This window comes from Nonomuraea sp. bgisy101, from assembly GCF_057708945.1.
This window is the reverse complement of record NZ_JBYITD010000001.1, coordinates 342324-368338: the sequence shown is the minus strand read 5'-3', so window position 1 is coordinate 368338 and position 26015 is coordinate 342324. Positions and strand designations below refer to the sequence as shown.

At 71.6% G+C, this 26015-nt stretch carries 27 protein-coding genes and 1 riboswitch; of the genes, 11 read left to right on the top strand and 16 right to left on the bottom strand.

Features of this window, described 5'->3' with window-relative positions:
* Window positions 1-4: 4 nt before the first annotated feature.
* The gene (locus AC3EO4_RS01760) at window positions 5-820 is read right to left on the bottom strand and encodes an MBL fold metallo-hydrolase (RefSeq protein ID WP_431893193.1); all 816 of its coding nucleotides are present in this window, start codon (window positions 818-820) and stop codon (window positions 5-7) included.
* A 51-nt stretch (window positions 821-871) separates the two neighbouring features.
* On the opposite strand from AC3EO4_RS01760, the gene AC3EO4_RS01755 reads away from it, so the two are divergent.
* Complete coding sequence (locus AC3EO4_RS01755; protein ID WP_379579405.1) at window positions 872-1255, top strand: MerR family transcriptional regulator; 384 nt, start codon at window positions 872-874, stop codon at window positions 1253-1255.
* A 684-nt stretch (window positions 1256-1939) separates the two neighbouring features.
* Here AC3EO4_RS01755 and AC3EO4_RS01750 read toward each other — a convergent pair.
* The 3 genes from AC3EO4_RS01750 to AC3EO4_RS01740 form a co-directional block, all read right to left on the bottom strand.
* Complete coding sequence (locus tag AC3EO4_RS01750; protein WP_379579407.1) at window positions 1940-2386, bottom strand: SAV_6107 family HEPN domain-containing protein; 447 nt, start codon at window positions 2384-2386, stop codon at window positions 1940-1942.
* 449 nt (window positions 2387-2835) lie between these two features.
* Window positions 2836-3039: a ferredoxin gene (locus tag AC3EO4_RS01745; protein ID WP_379579409.1), complete on the bottom strand. Its 204-nt coding sequence runs from the start codon at window positions 3037-3039 to the stop codon at window positions 2836-2838.
* Complete coding sequence (locus AC3EO4_RS01740) at window positions 3036-4199, bottom strand: cytochrome P450 (RefSeq protein ID WP_379579411.1); 1164 nt, start codon at window positions 4197-4199, stop codon at window positions 3036-3038. The genes AC3EO4_RS01745 and AC3EO4_RS01740 overlap by 4 nt, the downstream gene beginning before the upstream one ends.
* An 81-nt stretch (window positions 4200-4280) precedes the next feature.
* Between AC3EO4_RS01740 and AC3EO4_RS01735 the strand changes: the two genes are divergently transcribed.
* Window positions 4281-4907, top strand: a complete 627-nt coding sequence (locus AC3EO4_RS01735; protein WP_431893189.1) for a TetR/AcrR family transcriptional regulator — start codon at window positions 4281-4283, stop codon at window positions 4905-4907.
* A gap of 569 nt (window positions 4908-5476) precedes the next feature.
* On the opposite strand, the gene AC3EO4_RS01730 is transcribed toward AC3EO4_RS01735, so the two are convergent.
* Window positions 5477-6292: a L,D-transpeptidase family protein gene (locus AC3EO4_RS01730; RefSeq protein WP_431893186.1), complete on the bottom strand. Its 816-nt coding sequence runs from the start codon at window positions 6290-6292 to the stop codon at window positions 5477-5479.
* A 97-nt stretch (window positions 6293-6389) separates the two neighbouring features.
* On the opposite strand from AC3EO4_RS01730, the gene AC3EO4_RS01725 reads away from it, so the two are divergent.
* Entirely contained in the window at window positions 6390-6869 is a 480-nt protein-coding gene (locus tag AC3EO4_RS01725) for a YbaK/EbsC family protein (protein ID WP_431893183.1), read from the top strand.
* Window positions 6866-7411 carry a GNAT family N-acetyltransferase gene (locus AC3EO4_RS01720; RefSeq protein WP_379579419.1) on the top strand — a complete coding sequence of 182 codons (546 nt, stop codon included), beginning with the start codon at window positions 6866-6868 and terminating at the stop codon, window positions 7409-7411. Before AC3EO4_RS01725 ends, AC3EO4_RS01720 begins: the two co-directional genes overlap by 4 nt.
* 36 nt (window positions 7412-7447) lie before the next feature.
* Here AC3EO4_RS01720 and metF read toward each other — a convergent pair whose 3' ends face one another.
* Entirely contained in the window at window positions 7448-8368 is a 921-nt protein-coding gene (gene metF / locus AC3EO4_RS01715; protein ID WP_379579421.1) for a methylenetetrahydrofolate reductase [NAD(P)H], read from the bottom strand.
* Between the two features lie 98 nt (window positions 8369-8466).
* Between metF and AC3EO4_RS01710 the strand changes: the two genes are divergently transcribed.
* Entirely contained in the window at window positions 8467-9513 is a 1047-nt protein-coding gene (locus tag AC3EO4_RS01710; protein WP_379579423.1) for a polyprenyl synthetase family protein, read from the top strand.
* A gap of 9 nt (window positions 9514-9522) precedes the next feature.
* On the opposite strand, the gene thiE is transcribed toward AC3EO4_RS01710, so the two are convergent.
* The 3 genes from thiE to AC3EO4_RS01695 are packed head-to-tail and all read right to left on the bottom strand — an operon-like array spanning window position 9523 to window position 11707.
* Window positions 9523-10155, bottom strand: a complete 633-nt coding sequence (thiE, locus tag AC3EO4_RS01705; protein ID WP_379579425.1) for a thiamine phosphate synthase — start codon at window positions 10153-10155, stop codon at window positions 9523-9525.
* A complete protein-coding gene (locus tag AC3EO4_RS01700; protein WP_379579427.1) occupies window positions 10133-10507 on the bottom strand; it encodes an Rv2175c family DNA-binding protein in 375 nt (124 codons plus the stop codon). Before AC3EO4_RS01700 ends, thiE begins: the two co-directional genes overlap by 23 nt.
* 30 nt (window positions 10508-10537) lie before the next feature.
* Window positions 10538-11707: an NAD(P)/FAD-dependent oxidoreductase gene (locus tag AC3EO4_RS01695; RefSeq protein ID WP_431893179.1), complete on the bottom strand. Its 1170-nt coding sequence runs from the start codon at window positions 11705-11707 to the stop codon at window positions 10538-10540.
* 57 nt (window positions 11708-11764) lie between these two features.
* Window positions 11765-11880: riboswitch (TPP riboswitch) on the top strand.
* Here AC3EO4_RS01695 and thiO point away from each other — a divergent pair.
* The 6 genes from thiO to AC3EO4_RS01665 all read left to right on the top strand — a co-directional run bounded on the left by thiO (window position 11869) and on the right by AC3EO4_RS01665 (window position 18532).
* On the top strand, window positions 11869-12981 hold the full coding sequence (gene thiO, locus AC3EO4_RS01690) for a glycine oxidase ThiO (RefSeq protein WP_431893176.1): 1113 nt from the start codon (window positions 11869-11871) through the stop codon (window positions 12979-12981). It overlaps the preceding riboswitch by 12 nt.
* On the top strand, window positions 12981-13181 hold the full coding sequence (gene thiS / locus AC3EO4_RS01685) for a sulfur carrier protein ThiS (RefSeq protein WP_379579433.1): 201 nt from the start codon (window positions 12981-12983) through the stop codon (window positions 13179-13181). The genes thiO and thiS overlap by 1 nt, the downstream gene beginning before the upstream one ends.
* Entirely contained in the window at window positions 13174-13929 is a 756-nt protein-coding gene (locus tag AC3EO4_RS01680) for a thiazole synthase (protein WP_379579435.1), read from the top strand. The genes thiS and AC3EO4_RS01680 overlap by 8 nt, the downstream gene beginning before the upstream one ends.
* A 332-nt stretch (window positions 13930-14261) precedes the next feature.
* The gene (gene pknB / locus AC3EO4_RS01675; RefSeq protein WP_431893173.1) at window positions 14262-16214 is read left to right on the top strand and encodes a Stk1 family PASTA domain-containing Ser/Thr kinase; all 1953 of its coding nucleotides are present in this window, start codon (window positions 14262-14264) and stop codon (window positions 16212-16214) included.
* A 41-nt stretch (window positions 16215-16255) separates the two neighbouring features.
* Window positions 16256-17494 (top strand): hypothetical protein, encoded by a 1239-nt coding sequence (locus AC3EO4_RS01670; protein ID WP_431893170.1) that lies wholly within the window; start codon window positions 16256-16258, stop codon window positions 17492-17494.
* Between the two features lie 162 nt (window positions 17495-17656).
* Window positions 17657-18532 carry a CAP domain-containing protein gene (locus AC3EO4_RS01665; protein WP_431893168.1) on the top strand — a complete coding sequence of 292 codons (876 nt, stop codon included), beginning with the start codon at window positions 17657-17659 and terminating at the stop codon, window positions 18530-18532.
* A 70-nt stretch (window positions 18533-18602) separates the two neighbouring features.
* Here AC3EO4_RS01665 and alc read toward each other — a convergent pair whose 3' ends face one another.
* The 7 genes from alc to AC3EO4_RS01630 all read right to left on the bottom strand — a co-directional run bounded on the left by alc (window position 18603) and on the right by AC3EO4_RS01630 (window position 25878).
* Window positions 18603-19550 carry an allantoicase gene (alc, locus tag AC3EO4_RS01660; RefSeq protein ID WP_431893165.1) on the bottom strand — a complete coding sequence of 316 codons (948 nt, stop codon included), beginning with the start codon at window positions 19548-19550 and terminating at the stop codon, window positions 18603-18605.
* A 78-nt stretch (window positions 19551-19628) separates the two neighbouring features.
* Complete coding sequence (allB, locus tag AC3EO4_RS01655) at window positions 19629-20933, bottom strand: allantoinase AllB (RefSeq protein WP_431893162.1); 1305 nt, start codon at window positions 20931-20933, stop codon at window positions 19629-19631.
* A 28-nt stretch (window positions 20934-20961) separates the two neighbouring features.
* Window positions 20962-22137, bottom strand: a complete 1176-nt coding sequence (locus AC3EO4_RS01650) for a glycerate kinase (protein WP_431893159.1) — start codon at window positions 22135-22137, stop codon at window positions 20962-20964.
* A gap of 93 nt (window positions 22138-22230) precedes the next feature.
* Entirely contained in the window at window positions 22231-23928 is a 1698-nt protein-coding gene (gcl, locus tag AC3EO4_RS01645) for a glyoxylate carboligase (protein WP_379580255.1), read from the bottom strand.
* A 2-nt stretch (window positions 23929-23930) separates the two neighbouring features.
* On the bottom strand, window positions 23931-24755 hold the full coding sequence (locus AC3EO4_RS01640; RefSeq protein WP_379579449.1) for an NAD(P)-dependent oxidoreductase: 825 nt from the start codon (window positions 24753-24755) through the stop codon (window positions 23931-23933).
* The gene (locus AC3EO4_RS01635; protein ID WP_379579450.1) at window positions 24752-25519 is read right to left on the bottom strand and encodes a TIM barrel protein; all 768 of its coding nucleotides are present in this window, start codon (window positions 25517-25519) and stop codon (window positions 24752-24754) included. Before AC3EO4_RS01635 ends, AC3EO4_RS01640 begins: the two co-directional genes overlap by 4 nt.
* Complete coding sequence (locus tag AC3EO4_RS01630; RefSeq protein ID WP_358123664.1) at window positions 25516-25878, bottom strand: allophanate hydrolase-related protein; 363 nt, start codon at window positions 25876-25878, stop codon at window positions 25516-25518. The genes AC3EO4_RS01635 and AC3EO4_RS01630 overlap by 4 nt, the downstream gene beginning before the upstream one ends.
* Between the last annotated feature and the right edge of the window lie 137 nt (window positions 25879-26015).

The window sequence follows — 26015 nt, the reverse complement described above, 5'->3', positions numbered from 1 at the left end:
AAGGTCAGGCGGATCCGCTGAGGCGGGCGAACTCCCACGGGTCGTGCGCGGAGAACACCCGCACCTCGTCGGAATGGTCACGCACCAGCTCGCGCAGCCGCTCCTGGTTGGCCACCCGCAGTTCGGCGTCCACCTGCGAGTCCAGCTGCACGAAGTCGAACAGCGGGTGCGACGCGGGGTCGGCCGGGTCGATCTCCTTGTGGTAGAAGTACGCGTCGCCCGCGTGCAGGAACCATCCGTCCCCGTTCCTGACGGCGACGGCCGCGTGTCCTGCCGTGTGCCCGCCCAGCGGCACCAGGAGGAAGTCCTGCGAGAGTCCGCGCAACGGCTGGGCCCCGGCGAAGCCGAACCACTCCTCCCCCGCGTCCGCGCCGTACAGCTGCCAGTTGGGCCCGTGCCACCAGTGGGCGGGACGGTAGCGGCGGCTCGGTCCCTCTGCCATCGCCGCCGCGTGCTCGGCCTCCATGACGTGCACGCTGGCTTCGGGGAAGTCGGGCAGCCCTCCCGCGTGGTCGACGTCGAGGTGGGTCAGCACGATGTGGCGCACGTCGGCGGGGTCGTGGCCGAGGTCGGCGAGCCGGCGCAGCGCGGTCTCGTCCCTGTCGAGCCTGGGGGTGACCAGCTCGACCCACTCGGGATCGAGGACCTGGCCAGGCTGTTCGACCGAGTCGACCCCGAGGCCGGTCTCGACCAGGACGAGGCCGTGGGCGTCGGTCTCGACCAGCAGCGCGTGGCTGACGGCGGGGGCCGGTTCGAGTCCTTCGTAGGTGGGGTCGACGGTGCGCATGGAGGCCAGGTTCAGATGGTGAACTTTCGTCATGCCCCCTACACTGCGACTTGAAGCGCGGTTCAAGTCAAGGGGGCGTCACGGATGCTGCTCGACATCGGCGAGGTGGCCCAGCGGTCGGGTCTCGCGGCCTCCGCGCTGCGGTTCTACGAGCGCAAGGGACTGATCAGCGCGACCGGGCGTAACGGGATCAGGCGGACGTACGAGCCGGAGACGCTCAGCCGGCTGGCGCTGATCGCCTGTGCGAGGAGCGCGGGGTTCACGTTGACGGAGATCGGCCGGCTGCTGCACGCCAAGCCGTCCGACGACGCGCTGCGCGAGCGGATGGCGGAGAAGGCGAGCGAGCTGGACGACCGCATCGCCCAGCTCACCAGGATGCGCGACAGCCTGCGCCACGCGGCCTCCTGCACGCACGACCCGCTCATCGCGTGCCCGGAGTTCAAGCAGGTGGTACGGGGAACCGGCTGAGCCGACCGGCGGGTGCCTGAGCGGCCGCGGCGCCGGCCCGTCGCCCGCGCCGTACAGCCGAGCCGACGCCGGACACCACCCACCGAGCCGGGCCGCGAGCCCGCCCTGACCGTGGTGGCCGGCACGACCAGCGGCGCCTGGCCGCGAGCCCCCAGGAGCCACCGTCCACGATCGTGGGCCCGTCGGCGACCACGGCGGCCAGGCATAGGGGTCGCGGTCGATCCCGCCCGCAGGCCGCCCCGCATCAGGGAACGCCAGCCGATGTCAGCGCCCGACGACCTGTCGCCGCAGCAATCACATCCAGCCGCTCATCTTGCGCCGGCCGACGGCCCGGCGGCCGGATGCAAGGGTTGCGGTCGATCCCGCCCACGGGCCACCCCGCATCGGGGAACGCCGGTCGTCGGCCCGGCAGCCTACGCCCGGGCGGCGGTCGCCCTGGTGCTGAACGTTCTCGGCCCCGGCATCCGTTCTGGCGGAAGACACCGGGGGTTCGGCCAGGCGACGCGAGGAACAACGCGACGCGAGGAACAACGCGACGCGAGGAACGCAGTGAGGAGAAGGGGGAGTCCGGCTCGCGGAGGGATCGAGCCGGACGGCCTGCCGGGCGGGCGCTTCGTCCTCCCACCGACGAGAACGAGACGACCGGCCGGGAACCTGGGCCAGGGGAAAAGGGGAGACGGGCCCTCAGCCCGCCAGGGGAACGTTGACGGGAAGGGCGGGCTGCCCGGGGACGCCGAGGATCTCCTCGACCGTGGCGACGAACGTCTCCGCCTCGGCCAGGAGCTCGTCGGCGTCGGCCATGGTCACGCCGCGCACCATGCCGGCCTCCGCGGCGGCACGCTTGGCGGCGCTGATCGAGAAGTAGGCCGCCCACTCGGCGAGCCTGGGCTCGGCCTCGGGCAGCAGCTCCCACGCGCTGCGCAGCCTGCGCCTGCGGCCCTCCATCGGGCGCGGACGCGCGGCCAGGATGGCCGCCGCCGCGCGCAGGGCGGCGAGGTGTGCGGCGACGTAGCGGGTGGCGGGGGTGCGGGCCGTCACGGCGTCGGCCAGGCAGGTGCGTGAGTCGGTGAGATGCGCCCTGACTGCGGGCGACAGGCGGGGCCCGTGCGTGTCGCTGAGCCTTGTCGTCATGCCAGCCTCCTTTGAGGGGTCTTGGCGGCCCCGGCGTTTCCGCCGGTGAAGCCAACACTTGCAGACCCCACCGACATTTCCGCCGGGCGGCCGGACGAGGAGCTTCCCCTCTCCCCGTCCGGCCAGCGCGCGCCCACTCGTCTCCGCCGACGACGAGGACGCGCCCTTCGCCCGTGGAACCCGACCGCGGGCCCCGCATGGGGGTAGCGGGAACCCGCGACCAGGCTCTTCGACGTGAGCCGCGAGCCTCACGTCACTCCGTCGAACATAATTTCGATGACCATGAATGTCAACCGAATCGCGAACACAGGTTCGATCAATCGGCTTGACCTGCGAAGGCGGCGACGGAGAGCGCGAGGCATGACAAGGGCACGGCCGTCCGCGAGGGAACGTCACCCCAGGGCGTGTCGCCCGACGGCCCGACGACGCGGGTCACGTCGTCGGGGAGGTCAGCGTGCCTCGTCCGCGCGGGTGATGGCGCCGGACGGGCAGAGCGTGAGCGCGCGGGCGACCGCGGCCTCGGCCTCTGGTGGCACCTCGGCGACCTTCAACACGACCAGGCCCTCGTCCTCGTCCTGGTCGAACACCAGCGGCGCGGTCAGCACGCACATGCCGGCGCCGATGCACACGCCCCTGTCGGCGTTGATCCTCACCAGGCCACCTCCAGGGAGTGGACGCCGTAGATGCTCATGTCCGTGCGCATCGGCACCTCGTCGGCGGGGACCGCCAACCGGAGCGAAGGGAAGCGCTTGAGCAGGGCGGGGTAGGCGACCCGCATCTCGATCCTGGCCAGTTGCTGTCCGAGACACTGGTGGATGCCGTGACCGAAGGTCAGGTGGCCGCTCGCGGGCCGCCGTACGTCCAGGACGGCGGGGTCGGGGTAGCGCGCGGTGTCGCGGTTCGCGGCGGGGATGGACAGCGCGACGCAGTCCCCCGCCTTGATCAGCGTGCCCGCGACGACGACGTCCTCCATGGCGGTCCTCGTCGGGCCGAAGTGGATGATCGACAGGTAGCGGAGCAGTTCCTCCACCGCGTTGTCGATCACGGAGGCGTCGTCGCGGACGATCGCGAGCTGGTCGGGGTTCTGGAGCAGCGCGAACGTGCCGAGCCCGAGCATGTTGGCGGTCGTCTCGTGCCCCGCCACCAGCAGCAGGAAGCCCATGCCGGCGATCTCGTCGTCGTTCAGCTCTCCACTGGCGACGAGTCCGGTGAGCATGTCGTTCTCCGGCTCGGCACGCTTGCGCGCGATGAGGGTGTAGAAGTACTTGATCAGGTCGCTGACCGCGGCCGCCAGTTCCTCGGGGGAGCTCTCCAGCCGGAGCAACCGCGACGAGTCGCGCTGGAACTGCTCCCTGTCCTCGTACGGCACGCCGAGCAGCTCGCAGATGACCAGCGAGGGGATCGGCAGCGCGAAGGAGCGCACCAGGTCGGCGGGCGGACCCTGGCGTTCCATCTCGTCGAGGCAGTCCGCGGCGATCTCCTCGATGCGGGCCCTGAGCAGGTTCATCCTGCGTACGGTGAACTGCCCGGTGAGGAGCCTGCGGTAGTGCGTGTGTTCGGGCGCGTCCATCCGAAGGAAGAACCCCGCCGGCACGTCGCTCTCCGGCAGCCTGCGCGACATGAGGAGCGGATGCAGCCGCCGGGGGTCGGTGCTGAAGCGGGGATCGGCCAGCATCGCGCGGCCGGCCGCGTGTCCGGTCACGAGCCAGCCCTCGTGCCCGTCCGCGAACGTCAGCGGCCGCACCGGCGCGGGGTCGCCGAACAGCTCGTCGGGCGGGTCGAACGTGCGCTGACGGGTCATCGGGTAGGTCATTCCGCACTCCTTCGTGAGATCGACACCCTCCAGAAAACATCATCGAATGCAAAAATTCAATCAGTGCAGTACATTAGTTCCATGACGGACGAGGCAGGGCTTAGAGCGCGCAAAAAGGCCAAGACCCGGCGTGCTCTCGTCGAGGGCGCGATGCGGCTGTTCGCCGAGAAGGGGTTCGAGCAGACCACGCTCGCCGAGATCGCCGCCTCGGCCGAGGTGTCGACGCGCACGTTCTTCAGCTACTTCGCCTCCAAGGAGGAGGTCGTCTTCTTCGACGCCGACGAGCGTCTCGGCAGGACCCTCTCCATGGTCGGCCACAGGCAGGAGGGCGAGTCGGTCGCGCAACTGCTGCTGCGGGTGGTCGAAGCGGGCGCGACCTGGGAGGACGAGTTCGCCTCCCGGCTGGCGGCCGAGCGCTTCCGGCTGGTGATGACGGTGCCCGCGCTCCAGGCGAGGGCGCTCCACCTGCTGTTCGACAGCCAGCGGCGGGTTGCCGAGGCGCTGTGCGCGGCCTATCCGGACGAGCTCGACCCCGTGTCGGCCGCGGCGGCCGTGGGGGCGATGGTCGGCGCGGCCAAGCTGGCCGCCGTCATGAGCCTGGCGAAGGGCGAGCCGTACGCGGAGGCGTGGACGGCGGTGCGCAGGGCCGCCCAGGTCGTGGCCGGCGGGCTCGACGCGCTCGGCCGCCCGGCGAGAGCGACCGCCTGACCCGCCCTTCGCGTCCCAGCTCTTCACGCTCTGGGAAGGACGCCCTTGACGACCATCCAGATCCGGCAGCCGCACGACCGGGCCTGCGGCGAGGTCCGCACGACGGAGATCCCCCGCGGGGCAGTTCCTCATCGAGGCCGCCTCCGTGCTCACATGGGACGTCAGGGAGAGCCCGGAGGGCGTCCTGGAGGTCCTGGTGAGGCCCGCCGTCGCAGGGTGCTCAGGATCGCCTGGCGGCTCCCCTGCGTGGACGTGACGGCCTACTGGAGCCATGACAGCAACGAGCACGGGGCCTGTCGCCGTTCTGGCGCGAACCGCGCGTCTCCTGGTCCCAGGCGCGACGAGGGCTTCGCCACCCTGCGCGCACGAGGGGTGGTCCAGGCGAGCCGAGGGGGTGGCCGAGGCGATCGGCACGGGGATTCCGGTCGTCGCGCGGCGGGAACGGCGGGAACTCGGCGTGGCAGGCGGGCCGCGACGGCGGGAACCGGGAGCCTGGAGGGCGCGCGCCCCGGGAGGACGCGCACCCTGCGCAGAAGCGGACGCGGACGCCGGACCGGCGTGCCGTACGGCTAGCGCTTGAAGCGGCCGCGGACGTGCACGGGCACGCCCTTGCCGAGCATCCCCGGCAGCACCTCGGCCACGTTCATCGGCAGCCGCACGCAGCCGTGGGAGGCCGGGTACAGCGGAACCGACAGCGCCCCGTGGAAGGCGATGCCGCCGTTGAAGAAGATCGGGTTGTAGAGCTGGCCCAGGTACGACTTGTGCCAGCCCGACGCCCGCCACGTCGTCCTGAAGTCGCCCGCCGGCGTGCTCGCCGACCCGCAGAAGCGCTGCGACTTGCCCTGCCACACGGCCGTCTCGCAGTACGGCACGCCGCTGCCCGACGAGGTGTGGGAGATCAGCTTCACCTGGTCGTCGACGTAGTAGACCATGATCTGCTTGGCCAGGTTGACCTCGACCCTGGTGGGCTGGCCGTTCTTGACCAGGATCTGCGGCGACCTCGGGTTCTCCAGCGCGGCCCATGTGCGCTTGCCGATGGTGCTGGTCGGCCTGATCCCGTTGACCTTCTGGAACGCCCACACGGCGGCGAGGGTGGTCCCTCCGTACCTGCCGTCGGGCTTGCCCGGCATGTAGCTGAGCTGCTTGAGCCGCTTCTGCAGCCACACGACCGCAGCGCCCTTCGAGCCGAGCTTCAGCGTCTTGTCAGGCGCGGTGACGACCTTCTCCACCTGCGCGACCGCGCCCGCCGCGGTGACGGGCGAGTCGATGCGCGCGACCGCGGCGGCGGGCCGCGTCTCCTGCGGGACAGCCGAGCCGCACGCTGAGAGAACGACGGTGCCCACCGTCAAGAGAGCAGCCAGGCCGAGCTGGCGTCGAGCTCCCATGCATCCATCCCCTCAAATGATTAACAATCGAATCAAAGGACCCTAGCGCACCACCATGTACCGGCAATTCTTGGGTCAATCTGTTTAGAGTGGGCGCATGCCCGAAAAGTTCTTGCACCCGAACGCTGTTCGCGTGGCATCGGCCCTGCGTGAGCTGGGCGCCACCGGGGAGATCGTGGTCCTGCCGGAATCGGCGCCCACGGCCACCGCGGCGGCCGGCCAGCTGGGTTGCGAGGTCGGCGCCATCGCCAACAGCCTGATCTTCGACGCCGACGGCGCGCCCCTGCTCGTCCTGACCAGCGGCGCGCACCGCGTGGACGTCGAGCTGATCGCCCGCACGGCGGGGGTTCAGCGGGTGCGCAGGGCCGCTCCCGAGTTCGTCCGCGAGGCGACAGGGCAGCCCATCGGCGGTGTCGCGCCCGTCGGGCATCCCGCCCCCATCCGCACGTTCGTCGACACGTGGCTGGACAAGCACGACGAGGTGTGGGCCGCGGGCGGGCACCCGCACACCGTCTTCCCCACGACGTTCGACGAACTCCTGCGCATCACCGACGGCACGGCGGTCGAGGTCGAGTGATCGAGATCCGCGGTACGGGACCTGCGGAGTTCACCGAGCGGCTCGACACGGTGATGGGCATCTACACGGCCGCCATGAACCCGCCGGCGGACCAGATCGCGGGCCGGCGGGCGATCATGCGGGGGCACGGCGCCAACCCCGCCTTCCGCTGCCTGTTCGCCGCGCCGCCCGACGGCAGGGCCGTCGCCTTCGCCTACGGCTTCCACGGCCAGGCAGGACAGTGGTGGCACGACGTCGTCTACCGCGCGCTGCGTGAGAGATCGGGCGTCGCGGTGGCCGACGCGTGGCTCGGCGACTCGCTGGAACTGGCCGAGATCCACGTCCACCCCGACTACCAGGGCAAGGGCATCGGCAGGGCGCTCGTCCACGCCCTGTGCGAGGGGCGGCCCGAGCGCTCGGCCGTCCTGTCTACGCACGACCAGCCGACCGCCGCCAGGCATCTCTACCGGGCGCTCGGCTTCACCGACCTGCTCACCCGGTTCGTCTTCCCCGGGGGCCACGAGCACTACGCCATCGCGGGCACGCCGCTGCCCCTCCCCTGACCGGGTACGGGGAGCCGGGCCCTGCGGCAGGCCCGGTCAGGCGGACAGGGCGGCGGGCTGGATCAGCTGGAAGACCTCACGCGTCGCGCTCGACCTGTTGAAGGTGATGAAGTGGATGCCGGGCGCGCCCTCGTCGAGCAGCCGCTGGCACAACTCTGCCCCGTGGTCGATGCCCAGCCGCCTGACCGCGGCGGGGTCGTCGGCCACGGCCTCGAAGCGGGCGGCGACATCCGGCGGGAACGGCGCGCCCGACAGCTGCTCCGACCTGGCGATCGTGCTCATCTTCGTGACGGGCATGATGCACGGGATGATCGGGGTGTCGCAGCCGCTCGCGGCCACCCTGTCCCTGAGCCTGAGGTAGTCGTCGGCCTGGAAGAACATCTGGGTGATCGCGTAGTCGGCGCCCGCCGCGCACTTCCTGACGAAGTGCGCGGTGTCGCTCTCGATGGACGGCGAGCGCGGATGCTTGTACGGGAAGGCCGCGACGCCGACGCAGAAGTCACCCGCCTGGCGGATCAGCTTGACCAGCTCCTCGGCGTAGAGCACGCCTTCGGGGTGCTGGATCCACTCGCCGTTGGGGTCGCCGGGCGGGTCGCCCCTGACGGCCAGGATGTTGCGCACCCCCGCGTCGGCGAAGCGCCCGACGAGGTGGCGGAGCTCACGGATGGAGTGGTTGACCGCGGTGAAGTGCGCCACAGGGGTGAGCGTGGTCTCATGGGCCAGCCGCTCCACGATGTCGACCGTGCGGTCCCTGGTGGAGCCGCCCGCGCCGTAGGTCACGGACACGAACGTCGGCCGCAGCGCCTCCAGCTCCCTGATGGACCGCCAGAGCTGGCGCTCGCCCTCCTCGTTCTTCGGCGGGAAGAACTCGAAGGAGAAGGAACGGCCGCCAGAGGCGAGGAGATCGCGGACCGTGGGGACGCGATCGGGAAGGACGGAGGGTCGACCCAGAGCCATAATCCAAGGCTACCGGTACGGATGCGGGCGCCGTCGCCACGTCCATATGACGGGAGCGGGAGATCGAAACGTTGGCTACAGCCCGTTACTCTCATGGCATGAGCATGGACACCCTCCGCACCGAGGTTGATCGGTCCCTCGGGGAGTTCCTCGACCGGCAACGCCCCATCGTCAACGGCCCGGACCTCGTCCCCTTGCTCAACGCGGCCAGGGAACTGCTCGCGGGCGGCAAGCGGCTGCGTCCCGCGTTCTGCTACTGGGGATGGCGCGCGGCGGGCGGCTCCGACGAGCCGGGCATCTTCGTCGCGGCGGCCTCGCTGGAGCTGCTGCAGGCCAGCGCCCTGGTGCACGACGACGTGATGGACAAGAGCGACCTGCGCAGGGGCATGCCCTCGGCGCACCGCCGCTTCCAGCGCCTGCACGAGAAGAGCGACTGGTACGGCTCGGCCGAGCAGTTCGGCGAGGGCGCGGCGATCCTGCTGGGCAACCTGCTGCTGATCTGGTCGGGCGAGATGTGGCGCTCATGCGGGCTGCCCCACCTGAACGCCACCCAGCCCTACCACGACCACATGCGCACCGAGCTGATGTGCGGGCAGTACCTCGACCTGCTGGAGCAGGCGCACGGCGAGAACACCTTCGAGTCGGCCTTGCGGGTGGCGCTCTACAAGAGCGGCAAGTACTCGGTGGAGCAGCCCCTCAGGCTCGGCCTCACGCTGGCCGCGGGCGGGAACGCGCCGTGGATCGACGAGCTGTGCGTGGAGTACGGCAACCGCGTCGGCATCGCCTTCCAGCTGCGCGACGACATCCTCGGCGTGTTCGGCGACCCCGTCGAGACCGGCAAGCCCGCCGGTGACGACCTGCGCGAGGGCAAGCGCACCATGCTCATCGCCCGCACCCTGGCCTCGGCGACCCCCGAGGACGCCGCGACCGTCCGCAGGCTGCTCGGCGACCCCGACCTCGACGCGGAGGGGGTGGCCGAGCTGCGCGGCATCATCGAGGGCAGCGGCGCGCTCAAGGCGTGCGAGGAGATGATCGGCACGTACCTGGAGGAGGCACTGACCTCGCTCGACGACGCGCCGATCACCGCCGAGGCCCGTGCGGCGCTGGCCGAGCTGGCGGTGGCCGCCACCACGCGCAAGACCTGAGCGGCCCCGCTACGACGCCAGCCGCTTGGCGAACTCGGCGGCGGCCGCCCCCGGGTCGTCGGCCTCGGTGATCGCCCTGACGACCACGACGCGGCTCACGCCGTAGGACCTGACCTCGTCCAGGTTGTCGAGGTCGATGCCGCCGATGCCGAACCATGGACGGTCACCGAGCGTCGCCGCGTACCTGAGCAGGTCGGGGCCGGGCGCCGGCCGTCCCGGTTTCGTCGGGGTGGGCCAGATCGGACCGCAGCAGTAGTAGTCGACGCCCTCCTCGACGGCGGCGGCGGAGGCCTCCCCCGCCGCATGGGTGGACCTGCCGATGAGGATGTCGTCGCCGAGAATCTCCCGCGCGACGGTCACCGGCAGGTCGTCCTGGCCGAGGTGGAGGATGTCGGGCCTGGCCGCGAAGGCGAGGTCCGCCCTGTCGTTGACCGCCATGAGCTTGCCGTGGCGGTCGCACGCGTCGCGGAAGACCTCGAGCAGCGCGAGCTCCTCGCGCGCCTCCAGGCCCTTCTCCCTGAGCTGGACGATGTCGACCCCGTTGCTCAGCACCGCGTCGAGGAAGTCGGCCAGGTCGCCGCGCTCCCTCCTGCCGTCGGTGCAGAGGTAGAGCCTGGCCTCAGAAACCGAGCGCCTGGGCACGCCGCTTGACCTCGGTGTGGCGACCGGCCTTGATCGCGTCGATGGGCGAGCCGGGCAGGGACTCGTCGGGAGTGAACAGCCAGCGCATCGCCTCGACGTCGTCGTAACCCGCGTCCAGCAGGAGCATGAGCGTGCCGGACAGGCCCTTCACCACGTCCTTGCCGTCGAGGAACACCGCTGGGACCTGAGGGCCGCCGGAGCCCCGCCGTACGCCGAGGAGCTTGTGGTCCTTCAGGAGCTGCTTGGCCCGCCCGATCGTGAGGTCGAGGCGGTCGGCCACTTCGGGGAGCGTCAGCCACTCACCCACGAGCTGGTCCGTTTCCCGGTCTATCTGCGCAACAGAAAGCGTCACGAATCCACCACTACCACATCGCATCCATCTTCAAACTACACAGTCACGTATCGCGACCTCGGGATCTTCCAGTCTGAGGGGGTCCATGCGCTGCCCTGACTCGATGATCCTCCGGCCCTGGACGAGGTCGCGGGGCTTGTTGACCGTCAGCACCCCCGCGAGCCTGTCTTCGTCTGTCAACCAGCAGACCGACCACTTGGCCGCCGTGGGATCGCCACGGCGCAGCAGGCGCGCGCCCGCGTGGTGGCCCGCGTACTGCACCATGTGGCCGAACTGCTCCGACCAGAAGTACGGGACCGGATCGTACACGGCGTCGTCGCCCAGCAGCGTCGCCACGGCGACCTCGGGGGCGTTGAGCGCGGTGTCCCAGTGCTCCACCCGCAGTCTGGTGTGGAAGCGGCGCGACCACCACGCGGCGCAGTCGCCGACGGCGACGACGTTCGGCAGGGAGGTCCTCAGGTGCTCGTCGGTGACGACCCCGTTGTGCAGGTCGATGTCGGAGCCCGCGAGCCACTCGACCGCCGGGCGGACGCCGATGCCCGCCACCACCACGTCGGCCTCGACGAAACCGCCGTTGACCAGCGACACCCCTCCCTCGTCGACGGAGGCGACCATGGTGTCGAGCCGTAGGTCCATCCCCTCGTACCAGGGGATGGTGTCGGCGCCCACCTCGCGGCCGACCACGTGCGAGAGCGGCGTGGGACCCGCCTCCAGGACCGTGATCTCGCAGCCCGCCCTGCGCGCGGCCGTGGCCACCTCGGCGCCGATCCAGCTCGCCCCGATGATCGTGACCTTGGCGTTCTCGACCAGCAGGGCGCGCAGGGTCAGGGCGTCGTCGAGGGTGCGCAGCACGTGCTGGCGGCCCTCGCCGTGGAGCCTGATCGGCTCGGCTCCCGTGGCGATGACCAGGCCGTCGTAGGAGATCTCGCCCTCGGTCGTCTCCACCACGCCGTCGCGCAGCCCCTTGGCCGACACCCCCGGCCTGTGCTCCACGTCCATGGCGTCGAGATCGGAGTCGACGAAGCTGGAGTCGGCGGTGCCGAGCAGCACGGCCTTCGACAGGGGCGGACGGTCGTAGGGCCGGTGCCGCTCCTCCCCGATCAGCGTGATCCTGCCGCTGAATCCGCGAGACCTGAGGGCCTCGACGCTGCGTATGCCTGCCAGTCCCGCGCCCACAACCACGACATGATTCACGCTCATGACCTTAACCAATCCACCGCCGGCGACCAGGGTCCGGGCCATGAGTAGGCTTGTTCGGAGAAGACGCGCGGGAGTCCGGCCGTACCGGGCTGAGAGGAAGGCTTCGAAGGGCCTTCGACCGCAAGACACCTGATCCGGATCATGCCGGCGAAGGGAGCGAGATGGATCTGATCGTGGGCGGCGGCGTGGTGGGCCTGTCCGTCGCCTGGCGTCTGGCCCGCTCGGGCGCCCGGGTCACGGTGATCGACCCGGCCCCGGCCTCGGGCGCCTCTCACGCGGCCGCCGGCATGCTGGCCCCGGTCAGCGAGGTGTCCTACACCGAGGAGCCGCTGCTCAGGCTGGGGCTGGCGGCCCTCGAACGCTGGCCCGCCTTCGCCGCCGAGCTGGAGGCCGACAGCGGGCTCGCCCTCGACTACCGCACGCAGGGCACCATGGACCTCGCCTTCGGCGCCGACGACATGGCGGCGCTCGAGGAGCTGGCGGCGTTCATGGACAAGCTCGGGCTGCCGGTGCGGCGGCTGACGGGGCGCGAGTGCCGCCGCCTGGAGCCGATGCTGGCGCCGTCGGTCAGAGGTGGCGTGCTCGCCGAGGGCGACGCGTGGGTGGACCCCAGGCGCGTCACCGCGGCCCTGCTGGCCGCCCTGGAGCGGTCCGGCGTCCCTGTGGAACGGCGGCGCGTGACAGAGCTGGTCCGCGACGGCACGGCCGTGGTGGGCGTACGGCTGGCCCCTGACGAGAAGACGGGCGCCGGCGACGTCGTGCTCGGCGACCGGGTCGTGCTGGCGGCGGGCGCGTGGAGCGGCGGCCTGGCCGGCCTGCCCGTGCGCCCTGTCAAGGGCCAGATCATGCGCCTGCGCTCGCCCTCCCCTCTGCTGGGCAGATGCGTGCGCGGCATGGTCCACGGCTCGCCCGTCTACCTGGTGCCGCGCGGTGACGGCGAGCTGGTCGTCGGCGCCACCCAGGAAGAGCTCGGCTTCGACACCCGGGTGACGGCCGGCGGCCTGTACGAGCTGCTGCGCGACGCGAGGGAACTGGTCCCCGGCGTCACCGAGCTGCAGGTGGCCGACATCGAGGCGGGCCTGCGGCCGTGCACCCCCGACAACCTGCCGCTCATCGGCCCGTACGGCCCCGGCCTCACCCTGGCCACCGGACACCACAGGGGCGGCGTGCTGCTGTCCCCTCTCACCACCGCGCTCCTCCAGGGCGAGGAGGGCGACCTGGCCGCCCTGTGCTCGCCGCAGCGGTTCCAGACAGCCGGACAAGGAAGTATCTGATGCACGTGACGATCAACGGGGCCGCGCACGACGTGCCCGACGGCACCACCGTGGCCCAGGCCGTCCAGCGGCTGACGTCCCAGACCACGGGCGTGGCCGTGGCGGTCAACGACGAGGTGGTCACCAGGGGTACGTGGGCGACCACGGCGCTGGCCGACCGCGACAGGATCGAGATCCTCACGGCGGTGCAGGGTGGATGAGCTGATCATCGCCGGAGAGAAGTTCTCCTCCAGGCTCATCATGGGCACCGGAGGCGCGCCCTCCCTCGAGGTGCTCGACCAGGCGCTGGTCGCCTCCGGCACCGAGCTGACCACCGTCGCCATGCGCCGCCTCGACCCCGGCGCCAGGGGCTCGGTCCTCGACGTGCTGCGCTCGCGCCAGATCAAGGTCCTGCCGAACACCGCGGGGTGCTTCACGGCGGGTGAGGCGGTGCTGACGGCGCGGCTGGCCCGCGAGGCGCTGGGCACGAACTGGGTCAAGCTCGAGGTCATCAACGACGAGCGGACGCTGCTGCCCGATCCGATCGAGACGTTCGACGCGGCCGAGCGGCTGGTGGCCGACGGGTTCGTGGTCCTGCCGTACATCGGGGACGACCCGGCGCTGGCGCGGCGGCTGGAGCAGGCCGGGTGCGCGGCGGTGATGCCGCTGGGCGCGCCGATCGGCTCGGGGCTCGGCATCCGCAACCCGCACAACATCGAGCTGATCGTGGAGGCCGCCTCGGTGCCGGTGATCCTCGACGCGGGCATCGGCACGGCGAGCGACGCGGCGCTGGCGATGGAGCTCGGCTGCGACGCCGTGCTGCTGGCGACGGCGGTCACCCGGGCGCAGCGGCCCGAGCTGATGGCATCGGCGATGCGCGCCGCGGTGCAGGCGGGACGGCTGGCCCGCCAGGCGGGCCGAATCCCCCGCCGCCGCTACGCCGAGGCGTCCTCCCCGACCACCCTCTGACCCCGCCCTCCGACCCCGGCGATCTTTCAGAGCACGGCCCTCCTGCTCCCTCCGGAAGCCCCGCCGGCCGCCGGTCTCCTCGAGAAGACCGCGCCGTCCCCTCCCTCTGCCCCGCGGGCCGGCGGGGATGGCAGGCGCGGCGGTGCGCCCGTCCGGGGTTGCCGACGAGAGGCGGAGAAGCCCCGTCCGCCGGCACGCGCGACACCCCGGGAAACCCCGGCCACACGGCCACCCGCACATCCCACAGGCCTGTTCAAGATCATGAATCAAACGGGCATCGGTTTGGGATTGTCGGGCCCTGCCGGGGGCGAATCGCCCGTAAACTCTGCGGGGTGGACACGACGATCGCGGACCCCCTGGTAGGGCGACTACTCGACGGGCGCTATCGCATCGAGTCCCGGATCGCCCGGGGCGGGATGGCGACGGTCTACCTTGCGCTCGACATCCGGCTCGACCGCACGGTCGCGCTGAAGGTCATGCACTCCTCGCTGGCCGAGGACCCGGCGTTCGTGCGCAGGTTCATCGGCGAGGCCAAGTCGGTGGCCAGCCTCTCGCACCCCAATGTGGTGCACGTCTTCGACCAGGGTACCGACGGCGACGTGGTGTACCTGTCGATGGAGTACGTGCCCGGCAAGACGCTGCGCGACGTGCTGCGGGCGCGGGGCAGGCTGCCCGCCCGCGAGGCGCTGGAGATCATGATCCCGGTGATGGCCGCGCTCGGCGCCGCCCACCAGCAGGGCATGGTCCACCGTGACATGAAGCCGGAGAACGTCCTGCTGACCGACGACGGCAGGGTCAAGGTCGTCGACTTCGGCCTTGCCAGGGCCATCGAGGCGACGAACCAGACGCGCACGGGCATGATGATCGGCACGATCGGCTACATGTCGCCCGAGCAGGTGACCACCGGAGGGGCCGACGTCCGCAGCGACGTCTACGCCGCCGGCATCATGCTGTTCGAGCTCGTGACCGGCCGCCAGCCGTACGACGGCGAGACGCCGATGTCGGTCGCCTACCGGCACGTCCACGACACCGTCCCGCCGCCCTCCTCGCTGATCCCCGAGGTGCCGCCGCTGATCGACACGCTGGTGGCCCAGGCGACCGCGCGCGATCCCCAGGACCGTCCGGCCGACGCCTCCGCGATGCTGGTGGCGGCCGTCGACGCGCACAGGATGGTGCCGAGGGAGTCGAGCCCGCCGTACTCGACGGGCCAGCACTTCATGCCCAACGCCTCGCAGCCGCATCCGCAGCCGCCCTCCCAGCCGAAGGTGGCCGCGCCGAACCCGACGCTGGTGGCGCCCCGCGCCGAGGTGCTGACCGCGCCCGCGGGGCAGGGCGGCGAGCCGCCCGCGCACAGGCGCGCCCGGAGCGGGTTCAGGCCCAACTGGTTCCTGGTGACGCTGGCCGCGCTGATGGTGGTCGCGGTCGGCCTGACCGGCTGGTACTTCGCGCAGAACAAGTACGCGATCGTGCCCGACCTCGTCGGGCGGAGCATCGCCGTCGCCAAGAGCGAGGCCGCCAAGAACGGCTTCGTGGTGAAGGTGGCGCAGGGGCAGTACGACGAGAAGATGGAGGAGGGCAAGGTGCTGAGCACCGACCCCGCCTCCAAGACCGAGGTGGAGATCGGCCAGACGATCACGATCGTGCCCTCGCTCGGCGCCAAGCGGGTGACCGTGCCCAACGTCGAGGGTCTCGACCAGAACAGCGCGGCGGTCAAGCTGGCCGAGCAGGGCCTCAAGGTCGGCAAGGTGACCAAGGTCGCCAACCCGAAGGTGCAGCGCGGTCTCGTGACGCAGACCAGGCCGAGTATCGGCGACAGCGTCAAGGAGGGCACCCGCGTCAACCTGGTGCTGAGCGCGGGGCTGGTGATGCCCGACGTCAGCGGCATGTCCAAGGACGAGGCCGCCCAGTTCCTCACCGAGCAGGGCTTCCAGGTACAGGTCAACGAGGTCGACGACGACGCCGAGCCGTGCCAGGTCATCTCGCAGAACCCCAGGCCGAAGGCCGAGGTCGACCCCGGCACGATGACCAGCGTCACGGTCTCGCGCTGCGGTGGCGGCTGGATGGACTGGTTCGGCAAGAACAACAGCCAGGCCGAGGACCAGACCGAGTTCAGGATCGTCCCGAACGTCGTGTTCAAGAGCGTGCGGGACGCGACGACGGAGCTGCAGCAGCAGGGCTACCGGGTGAGGGTGCGCAATCTGACGAACGGCGAGCAGGTGCGCTTCCAGCGTCCGCTGGCCGGGGAGGAGCGCCCCGCCAACACCACGGTGACGATCTGGCGCTGAGCGGCCGGAACGTTCTCCGGCCTGGGACGGTAGACCGGGGTGTGAGACTCACTGCGGCCCTGCCCGCCGCCCTGTCCGCCGCCCTGGTCGCCCTTCTGGCCGCCGTCGCGGGGTGCACCCCGGCGGGCGGCACCTCCGCGACCGCCCCGCGCTCCGGTACTTCCACCCAGGCCGCTCAGGGCACACAGGCCGCTCAGAGCACGCAGGCCAACCAGAACACCCAGGCCAACCAGGCCGCGCAGCCCACCCAGGAGGCGGTTCCCGGCCGCGGCGCGGCGGCGGAGACCGCCCGCCACGGTCCCGGCGACCCCATGCCGCCCGTCTCGGGGCGTCCGCTGGAGCCGGGCAGCGGGCTGCGCCTGCTGGTCACCGGCGAGGGCGAGGTCTTCAGGCTCGACGTGGACTCGCGCGTCCGCACCCGCGTGCGCGGCCTGCCGTACGGCGAGCGGACCTGGGCCTTCACCGCGGGCTCGCGCGAGCTCGTCATGTCCACCCCGGACGACGCCGACGCCGGAGGCCGCCTGTTCCTGCTGACCGGCGACCGGGCCCGCCCGCTCGGCGGTACGGCGCTCTTCGCGTTCGCCGCCGCCGACGGCAAGGGCGTGTGGACGCTCCAACGGGTCAGGGCCGACGAGTGCCGCCTGCGCCCGCTCGACTTCCGCGGCCGCGAGCGAGGCAGGGCACTGCGGGTCGCCTGCTCGCGGGCCCCCGCCCAGGACACCCCACAGGGACTACTGTCGTTCGCCGAGCAGGAACGCGCCCTGCTGCTCGACAGGGCCACGGGCCAGGAGGTCTTCGCCGAGCAGAGGGTGCACGCCGTCACCCGCGACCTCGTCCTGGTCTCGAAAGGCTCGCAGCCTGAGCCGGCGCTGGTCGAGCCGGAGGCCGCCCGGCGCACGCCGCTGCCGGCTCCTGACACCGAGGGCACCCCCTCCACGGCCGAGGTGAGCCCTGACGGGCGGCGGATCGCGCTCTGGTTCGCCGACCCCGCCTGGCCAGGGCCCCGCCAGTACCTCGACGTGCAGGTGCTGGACCTGGGCACGCGGACGTGGACGCGATTGCCCTCGATGCCGGTGCCCGCGTCGATCAAGTCGACCTCGATGGCGTGGACCCGCGACGGCCGGCTGGTCCTGGCGGGCGACTTCGTCACCACAGGCAAGGTCATGCCCGCCGAGTCCGACTACGCCTCCTTCGTGGTCGCGTGGCGGCCCGGCGAGTCCCTGCTGTCGCTGCGCAGGCTCGACCTGCCGCCGCACCACCAGGCCAGGCTCAGCCCTTGAGACGCCGCCCCCGCCACGTCGCGTGATCCGAGCCTCAGGCCTGTGACCTGCTAGGACTTGTACCGCGCGTTGTACGATGACCAAAAGCGGCACAGGTTGGCTCTGCTCTCCCGGCCCGAGGTCCGGCGGGGAGGCCGGAGCGAGGGGGCTGCTGGAGACATCATGACCAGGAAGTGCGCGCCAGGACTGGTCGCGGTCGCGGTCATCGGGGTGCTGGCGCCGACGGCACCCGCCACCGCCGGTGCCTCGACCGCCGTCCCATCCGGCACGAGCGTGGCCGACCGCGCCGTGCCCTGGGGGCCCGCCCAGTCAGGGAACTCCCTCGCCAGGGCTCGCGGCACGCTCTCCATCAGGACCTCGAACGGCGACGACACCACCGCGCAGGTCACCTTCTCCCTCTACGATCTGGACGGCACCTCCACCGAGGCAGGCGGCGAGTGCGCGTACGTGGTGTTCCAGGCACTCAAGGGCAACGCCCGATGGAGCGAGGTCCACCAGGCCCGCCACTGCGGCGGCTCCACGCCCGCTGCCGACGGTTTCGAGGTGCAGGGTGTGAAGGGGGTGCGGGTTCGGGTGTGCCAGTACGACCCCGACGGCGAGTCCGTCGGCGAATGCGGCCGCTGGCGGACCCTGTACGACATCGGCTCGCTCGACGCCGTGGGGATGGAGAACGAGGTCGTCAGGCTGACCAACGAGGCGCGTGCCGCCGGGGGGTGCAGGCCGCTCGCTCCCGACACGCGGCTGCGCTTCGCCGCGATGAGGCACGCGGCGGACATGTCGGCCAAGAACTACTTCAGCCACGCCTCTCCTGACGATCGCGGTGCCGCCAACCGCATGGAGGAGGCGGGATTCTCCCCGCTCGGCCCCTGGGGCGAGAACATCGCCAGGGGTCTGCCCACCCCCGCCGACGTGGTGAAGTCATGGCTGGACCACCCGAGCGACAACGCGAACATCATGAACTGCGACCTCACCCACATCGGCGTGGGCTACGCCCCCGCGGGCGACTACTGGACGCTCGTCCTCGCCGCCCATCGCTGACCCGCCCGCCACCCTGGAGGCCTGACGCGGGCCTGCGCCCTGGGGCCGGATGCGGGCCCGCGCCTCCGCGCTAGGCCGGTGTGCCGAGGAGGCGGACGCGGGCCAGGCCGCCGTCGGGGTAGATGTCGACCCGCACGTACGCCGCAGCGGGCGCGTCCTCCAGCCGGAAGCGGTGCGGGGTGTCGGGCTGCAGCCGGGTCGTGGGCAGCAGCTCGAACCACGTCTCGCCGTCCACGCTGCCCTTCAGCGACACCGCGCCCGGCGCGTTGAACAGCAGGTTGGTGGTGTCGATCTCGACCAGCCTGATCACGCCGAGCGTCGCGAGGCGGATGACGAGCCAGTCGTTGCCCTCGTCGCGCCTGCGGGCGGTCTCCCACCCCTCCGCCTGGTGCCTGGCCAGGCCAGGAGCCAGGACGTTGTTGGGCGCGGAGTAGAACTCGTTGGAGCAGGCGGTGACGACCGCGCCGTTGGCCAGCGCCGCCAGGTCGAGCCCCAGCCCCTCGTACACCGACAGGTCGGGGCGGACCTCTCCGTGCACACGCAGACGGGCGATGCCGCCGTCGGGGAACATGTTGAGCCTGACATGGGTGTAGCGGTGCTCGTCCGACACCTCGAAGGCGTGCTCGGCGTCGCCCTTCAGATCGACCTTGGGGACGATCTGAACCCAGTCGGCCGCGGCCAGCTCGGCGGGGCTCGGATAGCCGTCCACCGCGCAGGCCTCGACGGAGGCGTGGGGCGGGTAGTTGCCCTTGAACCAGGCCGTGTCGATCACCACGCCGCGGATCACGCCGGGCATGCCCAGGCGCACGATCGCCCAGTCGTGGCCGGGCTCACGACGGCGGCGGGTCTCCCACCCGTCGTACACCTGGCCCTTGTTGCCGAACGTCTCGGCCTTGAAACCGGGACGGCCGGGCCTGATGAGGCTCTCCTTCTCGGCGAACGACTCGTCGTTGGCGACCACGACCGAGCCGCCGACGGTGCGCAGGGCCAGGTCGGGAAGGGTGGTGAAGTCGGGCATGCGGTTCGCTCTCTCCTGGTCGGTCTCGATGGCGGGTCGGTCAGAGGGCTGGTGGCGGGTCAGAGGGCTGGTGGCGGGTCAGAGGAAGACGCCACGGGGCGGCGCGGTGACGTCCACGGGGACGCCGCGCAGCCACGTGGTGCGGACGGCGCCCTTGAGCGTGCGTCCGTGGTACGGCGTGACGGGGTTCTTGTGATGGAGGGCGGCGGCGTCGACGGGCAGGTCGGCGGCGGGGTCGAAGGCGACCAGGTCGGCGTCGGCGCCCGGGACGAGCCCGCCCTTGCCGCGGATGCCCGCCATCGCGGCGGGATTGGCCGACATCCAGCGCACCACGTCGGCCAGGCCGTGCCCGCGGGTCGCGGCCTCGGTCCAGATCGCCGGCAGGCCGAGCTGGAGCGAGGCGATGCCGCCCCACGCGGCCGCGAAGTCGGGCAGCTTGAGGTCGGCGGTGGACGGCGAGTGGTCGGACACGACGCAGCTCAGCACGCCGTCGGCGAGCCCCGCCCAGAGTCGGTCACGGTTCTCGGCAGAGCGGATGGGCGGGCAGCACTTGAAGGCGGTGTCGCCGTCGGGCACCTGCTCGGCGGTGAGCGTGAGGTAGTGCGGGCAGGTCTCCGCCGAGACGCGCACGCCGTCACGACGGGCCGCCGCCAGCGGCTCCAGGCAGTCGGCGCTGGAGACGTGCAGGATGTGGACGCGGGCGCCGGTCTGCCTGGACAGCTCGATCACCTGCTCGACCGCGCGCCGCTCCGAGGCGCCCGGCCGCGAGTCCAGGAACTCGGGGTAGGTCGGCCCCGCGGGCTCCAGCAGCAGTGACGGGTCCTCCGCGTGGACGACCATGAGCCCGTCGAACTCGGCGATGGCCTTGAGCGCCTGCCGTACCTCGTCGGGGGTCAGCGGAGGGAACTCCTCCACCCCGGACGGGGAGAGGAAGCACTTGAAGCCGTAGACGCCCCGCTCGTGCAGGGGGCGCAGGTCGTCGAGGTTGCCGGGGATCGCGCCGCCCCAGAAGCCGACGTCCACGTAACACTGGCCGGCGGCGGCCTCCTGCTTCGCGGTGAGCGCGGCGGCGGTCACGGTGGGCGGCAACGAGTTGAGCGGCATGTCGACGATCGTCGTCACCCCGCCCGCGGCGGCCGCGCGTGTGGCGGAGGCGAACCCCTCCCAGTGGGTACGGCCCGGCTCGTTGACGTGCACGTGGGTGTCGACCAGGCCGGGCAGCAGAGCCAGGTCGCCGAGGTCGACGTCCCGCCCCGCGTCGAGGGCGGCGTCGTAGGCGTGCACGGCCGCGATCTTCCCCTCGCGCACCGCCACGGCCGCGGGGCGCTCGCCCTCGGGCGTGACCGCCACGCGGGATCGGACGACCAGCTCGTATTCGCTCATCTCCTGCCTTTCCTCGAAGGGGTGCGCATCAGCTCAGCCTGTCGGCGGCGACGCGGGCGGCCAGACGTTCGAGGAGGGGCCCCGCCTCGGCCATGCAGCGGGCGGGGTCGGGCTCGATGTCGGTGAGCGCGTAGGCCGCCTCGATGCCGGCCGCCCGGAGCGCCTCGTCGGTGAGCGTACGGCGACCGCAGACGGCGATCACGGGAACGCCCGTCTTCGCCGCAGCCTGGGCGACGCCGACGGGGGCCTTGCCGCGCAGCGACTGCTCGTCGAGCGAGCCCTCGCCGGTGATGACCAGCCGCGCGCCCTGGACCTGGTCGTCGAAGCCGAGGAGCTCGAGCAGGTACTCGATGCCAGGGCGGATCTCGGCGTGCAGGAACGCGAGCGCGGCGAAGCCCACCCCTCCGGCCGCGCCGGCGCCCGGCGCCCCCGCCACGCCCATCGGGCGGGGGGTGCCGTCGTGCTCGACCGCGCCGAGCAGGCCGTGCGTCTGGGTGGCGACGGCGGCCAGCCGGCCGAGCGCGCCTTCGAGCAGGACGACCTCGTCGGGGGTGGCGCCCTTCTGCGGGCCGTAGACGGCGGCGGCGCCGTGCGGGCCGAGCAGGGGGTTGTCGACGTCGCTGGCGACGACGAACTCCACCCCAGAAATGTCGATAAATCCAGAAATGTCAATCTTGGCCAGGTCCCGCAGCGCCGCCCCGCCCCTGGCCAGCTCGTCACCCTCGACGTCGAGCAGGCGTGCGCCCAGCGCCTGGACCATCCCCGCTCCTCCGTCGGTGGAGGCGCTGCCGCCGAGCCCGAGCACGATCCTGCGGGCGCCGCGCCGTACCGCGTCGGCGACGAGCTCGCCGGTGCCCCTGCTCGTGGCCGTCAGCGGCTCGGCGTCACCGGGGAGTCTGCGCAGCCCCGAGGCCTCGGCCAGCTCGATGACGGCGACGGGATAGGGATCGGCGTCGGCGTGGGCGGCAGCGGTGGGGAGCCAGGCGTAGGAGGCCGGGACCTGCGTGCCCGTCGGCCCCGTCACGTTCAGGGTCACGCGGGTGAAACCGCAGGCCACGGCGGCGTCGACGGTGCCGTCGCCGCCGTCGGCGACCGGCAGCTCGACGGTGGGGACGCCCAGCCCTGCCGACACCCTGGCGGCGACCTCGGCCGCCGTCAGCGACCCCTTGAACTTGTCAGGGGCGACAAGAACATGCTCAACCACTGCGACACTCCCAGGCCGATGATGAAGAATGGGCTGGCACGCCTTCCTGCCCGGTGCGAGCGGGCAGGAGGGCGTGCCTGCGATGACCCATCATCACACTTCGGCGGGAAGCGGCTCGAACTCGCGCACCGCGTCGATGGACAGCCCGTGCGGGGTGTTGGCCTCCCGCTCGATCATGACCTCCACGAGCACCGGCCGCGACGTGCGCGTGGCCTCCTTGGTCGCCCACTCCAGCGAGGAGCGGATCTCCGCGGGGTCGAAGACGCGCACACCCGAGCAGCCGTACGCCTCCATGATCTTGACGTTGTCGGTGCCGTACTCGTCGAAGTGGATGTCCACCTGGTAGTTCATCTCGTACGGCAGCGACGCCTGCCTGATCAGGCCGAGATACTCGTTGTTCAGCATGACGAGCACGAACGGCACGTCGTACTGCGCCGCGACGGCGAGCTCCTCCACCAGGTACTGGAAGCCGTAGTCGCCGACCACCCCGACCACCTGCGCGTCCGGGGCCGCCTTCTTGACGCCGATCGCCGCGGGGATCTCCCAGCCGAGCGGCCCGGCCTGCCCGCACACCTGGTAGCGGCGCGGCTTGAAGGCCTTCTGGTGCTGACCGCCCCAGATCTGGTAGAGCCCGATGGCGGTGACGAAGTAGGTGTCCTCGTCGAAGAAGTCGTTGATCTCCTTGTAGACGCGGGGCGCCTTGACGGGGATGTCGTCGAAGTCCTCGCGCCTGGTGAGCGTCCTGCGCAGCTCCCGCACACGCTCGACCCACGGTCCTGGCGCACGGCTGACCCCTCGCGCCTTCGCCAAGTCGATCATCGCCCGCAGGAACAGCCGGGTGTCGGAGACGATGCCGAGGTCGGGCTCGAAGACCCTGCCGAGCTGGGTCGGCTCGATGTCGACGTGGATGAACGTGCGCTCGCCCCTGTAGACGTCGAGCGTGCCGGTGTGGCGGTCGCCGAAGCGGGAGCCGAGGGCGAGCACGAGGTCCGATTCGAGGAAGGAGGCGTTGCCGTACCTCTGGGAGGTCTGGATGCCGGTCATCCCGCTGTGCAGCGGATGGTCGTCGGGGATGGAACCCTTGCCCATGAGTGTGACCTGCACGGGCACCTGCAGCAGCTCGGCCAGCTCCACCAGTTCGGCGGAGGCGTCGGCGCCGATGACGCCGCCGCCCGACAGCAGCAGCGGGCGCTCGGCGGCCAGCAGCAGGTCCAGCGCCTTCTCGACGCGGGGCAGGTGCGGCTCGACGGCGGCGACGGGCAGCGGGGCGTCGATGGCGGGGTCGTACTCGATGAGCTGGCGGGCCACGTCGACGGGGATGTCGATCAGCACGGGACCCGGACGGCCCGAGCGGGCGACGCGGAAGGCCTCGCGGAAGATCCACGGCGCCTGTCCCGCCTCCTTGATCTGCACGGCCCACTTGGTGACGGGCGTGGCGATGGCGACGATGTCCACCGCCTGGAAGGCCTCCTGATGCAGCTTGGTGGAGGCGGCCTGCCCGGTGATGCAGACGATCGGGATGGAGTCGGCGAACGCCGTGTAGAGACCGGTGATCATGTTGGTGCCGGCCGGGCCCGAGGTGCCGATGGCCACGCCGACGCGGCCGTTCGTGCGGGCCCAGCCGTCGGCCATGTGGGTGGCGCCCTCCTCGTGCCTGACGACCAGGTGCTCGATGCCGCCGAGCTCCTCCATCGCCTTGTACAGCGGCAGGATCGCCGCGCCCGGGCAGCCGAAGGCGACGTCGACGCCCTCGGACTTGAGGACCTCCACGACCGCGTTCATCGCGGGCATCTTCATCGGCTGAGCCTTTCGATCACCAGGAGCAGGGCGGAATGGTCGAGCGAGCCGTGCCCCTGCGCGCGGGCGGCCGCGATGAGCTGCGCGGTGAGCGCGGACATGGGTAGCGCGACCTCGGCGGTGCGAGCGGCGTCGAGGATGATGCCCATGTCCTTGTGGTGCAGGTCGATGCGGAAGCCCGGCTGGAAGCTGCGGGCCAGCATCGATTCGCGCTTGAGGTCGAGGATGCGGCTGGCGGCCAGCCCTCCCGCGAGCACGTCGAGCCCGGCGGCGGCGTCGACGCCTGCCGCCTCCATCAGCACGATGGCCTCGGCGACCAGCGCGTAGGTGCCGCCGACGACGAGCTGGTTGGCGGCCTTGACGAACTGTCCCGCGCCAGGGCCGCCGACGAGCCTGAAGGTCTTGCCCACGGCCTCGAAGATCGGCCTGGCCGCCTCGAAGTCGCTCTCCGCTCCGCCGACCATGATGGAAAGGACGCCGTCGACCGCGCCCTTCTCGCCGCCGGAGACGGGGGCGTCGAGCGTGCGCTTCCACTGCTCGGCCAGCTTGCGCGAGGTTTGCGGCGTGATGGTGGAGAAGTCGATGTAGAGCGCGTCCTGCGGGGCGTTCGCGGCGATCTCGGGGAACACGGCCTCGACCTGCGGGTCGGCGGGGAGCATCGTGATGACGACCTCCGCCTCCCTGACCGCCTCGGCGATGCTCGCCGCGGTCGGGAACGGCCGCGGCACGACGTCGTAGCCCACGACCTCGTGTCCCGCCTTGACCAGGTGCTCGGCCATGGGCAACCCCATGATCCCGAGCCCGATGAATCCAATCCTCACGTGACGAGCTCCTGTTCGTGTGTGGGGGCCGACCACTTCGAGACCCACCCGAAGTCGAGGTCGGGGTCCTTGTACTCCAGGCCGACCCAGCCCTCGTAGCCGTCGAGCAGCTCGGCCAGGGGCAGGGATCCGGTGCCTGGGCGGCCGCGGCCGGGATTGTCGGCGATCTGCACGTGTCCCGTCAGCGGGTGCGCGAGCGCGGAGGGCAGGTCCTCGCCCATGCGCGCCAGGTGGTAGAGGTCGCACAGGAAGCGCACGTTCGGCTGCCCGACCGCCTCGATCACGTCGGTGGCGGCCTTGACGGAGACCAGCGGGTAGGACGGCGACTCGTAGACGTTGAGCGCCTCGACGAGCACGACGGCGTCGACGGCCGCGGCCTTGCGGGCGGCCAGCGCGAGGTTCTCCAGCGCCGGTTCGCTCTCGCCGTTGTTGCCGTACAGGGCGTTGAGCGCCAGGCAGCCGAGCCGTCCGGCGATTCCTACCGCGACGTCGATGTTGTCCCTGAACCTCGCCACGTCGCCAGGGCGTCCCACGAGGCCGCGTCCGCCTTCGGGGATGTCGTCGACGAAGTTCAGGCCGACGAGCCGCACGCCCGCGTTCCTGATCGCGTCGATGAAGGCGTCCACCTCCCTGTCGCCGGGCACGGCCTTGTCGAAGGGCCACCAGAACTCCACCGCGTCGAAGCCTGCGGCCTTGGCGGCGGCAGGGCGTTCGAGCAGTGGGAGCTGGGTGAACAGGATCGAGCAGTTGACGTCGAACCTCACGAAACCCACCTTCCTTGCGAGGTGATGTCGATGAGCGGCACGTGCGAGGTGACCGGCTTGCGCAGCAGCATCGCCAGCGACGAGCCGCCGTCGGCCAGCTCGATCACCCCGAGCTCCAGCTCGGGCGGCTCGGCCGGCAGCAGGCGGTCCCGCAGGACGTCCATGTCCACGTCGTACAGCTCGCCCGCGATGGCGGCGCCGCCGTGCGCGACGGGCACCAGCGCGGGGCAGCGCCCGCCGACCGAGTAGAACCGGTACTTGGGCGCCGTCTCGGTCTGTGCGACGAGCGGCGCGCCGTCGAGGAGGTGGTGCAGCGGCCCGCCTCGCATCGCGCCGCCGTTGAGGAACATCAGGGCCATCGCAGGCTCCTCTCGTGGGGAGAGGCCCGTAGTTCTGCCGTCGGCAGCGCGGTACCTGGTGTGCCAACCAGTAGACACACCCGCCCTCCGCCGGGTCTACCGGCAGGACGTCCGAAGCTGCGGGGCGGGGAACGCGC

Excerpts from the sequence above, each read along its gene's own strand:
- thiO (WP_431893176.1), top strand. The coding sequence starts at position 11,869 with ATGGATCTGATCGTGGGCGGCGGCGTGGTGGGCCTGTCCGTCGCCTGG.
- thiS (WP_379579433.1), top strand. The coding sequence starts at position 12,981 with ATGCACGTGACGATCAACGGGGCCGCGCACGACGTGCCCGACGGCACC.
- AC3EO4_RS01755 (WP_379579405.1), top strand. The coding sequence starts at position 872 with ATGCTGCTCGACATCGGCGAGGTGGCCCAGCGGTCGGGTCTCGCGGCC.
- AC3EO4_RS01725 (WP_431893183.1), top strand. The coding sequence starts at position 6,390 with ATGCCCGAAAAGTTCTTGCACCCGAACGCTGTTCGCGTGGCATCGGCC.
- AC3EO4_RS01735 (WP_431893189.1), top strand. The coding sequence starts at position 4,281 with ATGACGGACGAGGCAGGGCTTAGAGCGCGCAAAAAGGCCAAGACCCGG.
- AC3EO4_RS01750 (WP_379579407.1), bottom strand. The coding sequence starts at position 2,386 with ATGACGACAAGGCTCAGCGACACGCACGGGCCCCGCCTGTCGCCCGCA.
- metF (WP_379579421.1), bottom strand. The coding sequence starts at position 8,368 with ATGGCTCTGGGTCGACCCTCCGTCCTTCCCGATCGCGTCCCCACGGTC.
- AC3EO4_RS01630 (WP_358123664.1), bottom strand. The coding sequence starts at position 25,878 with ATGGCCCTGATGTTCCTCAACGGCGGCGCGATGCGAGGCGGGCCGCTG.
- AC3EO4_RS01695 (WP_431893179.1), bottom strand. The coding sequence starts at position 11,707 with ATGAGCGTGAATCATGTCGTGGTTGTGGGCGCGGGACTGGCAGGCATA.
- AC3EO4_RS01760 (WP_431893193.1), bottom strand. The coding sequence starts at position 820 with ATGACGAAAGTTCACCATCTGAACCTGGCCTCCATGCGCACCGTCGAC.
- allB (WP_431893162.1), bottom strand. The coding sequence starts at position 20,933 with ATGAGCGAATACGAGCTGGTCGTCCGATCCCGCGTGGCGGTCACGCCC.
- AC3EO4_RS01740 (WP_379579411.1), bottom strand. The coding sequence starts at position 4,199 with ATGACCTACCCGATGACCCGTCAGCGCACGTTCGACCCGCCCGACGAG.
- alc (WP_431893165.1), bottom strand. The coding sequence starts at position 19,550 with ATGCCCGACTTCACCACCCTTCCCGACCTGGCCCTGCGCACCGTCGGC.
- AC3EO4_RS01730 (WP_431893186.1), bottom strand. The coding sequence starts at position 6,292 with ATGGGAGCTCGACGCCAGCTCGGCCTGGCTGCTCTCTTGACGGTGGGC.
- AC3EO4_RS01710 (WP_379579423.1), top strand. The coding sequence starts at position 8,467 with ATGAGCATGGACACCCTCCGCACCGAGGTTGATCGGTCCCTCGGGGAG.
- gcl (WP_379580255.1), bottom strand. The coding sequence starts at position 23,928 with ATGCCCGCGATGAACGCGGTCGTGGAGGTCCTCAAGTCCGAGGGCGTC.
- AC3EO4_RS01665 (WP_431893168.1), top strand. The coding sequence starts at position 17,657 with ATGACCAGGAAGTGCGCGCCAGGACTGGTCGCGGTCGCGGTCATCGGG.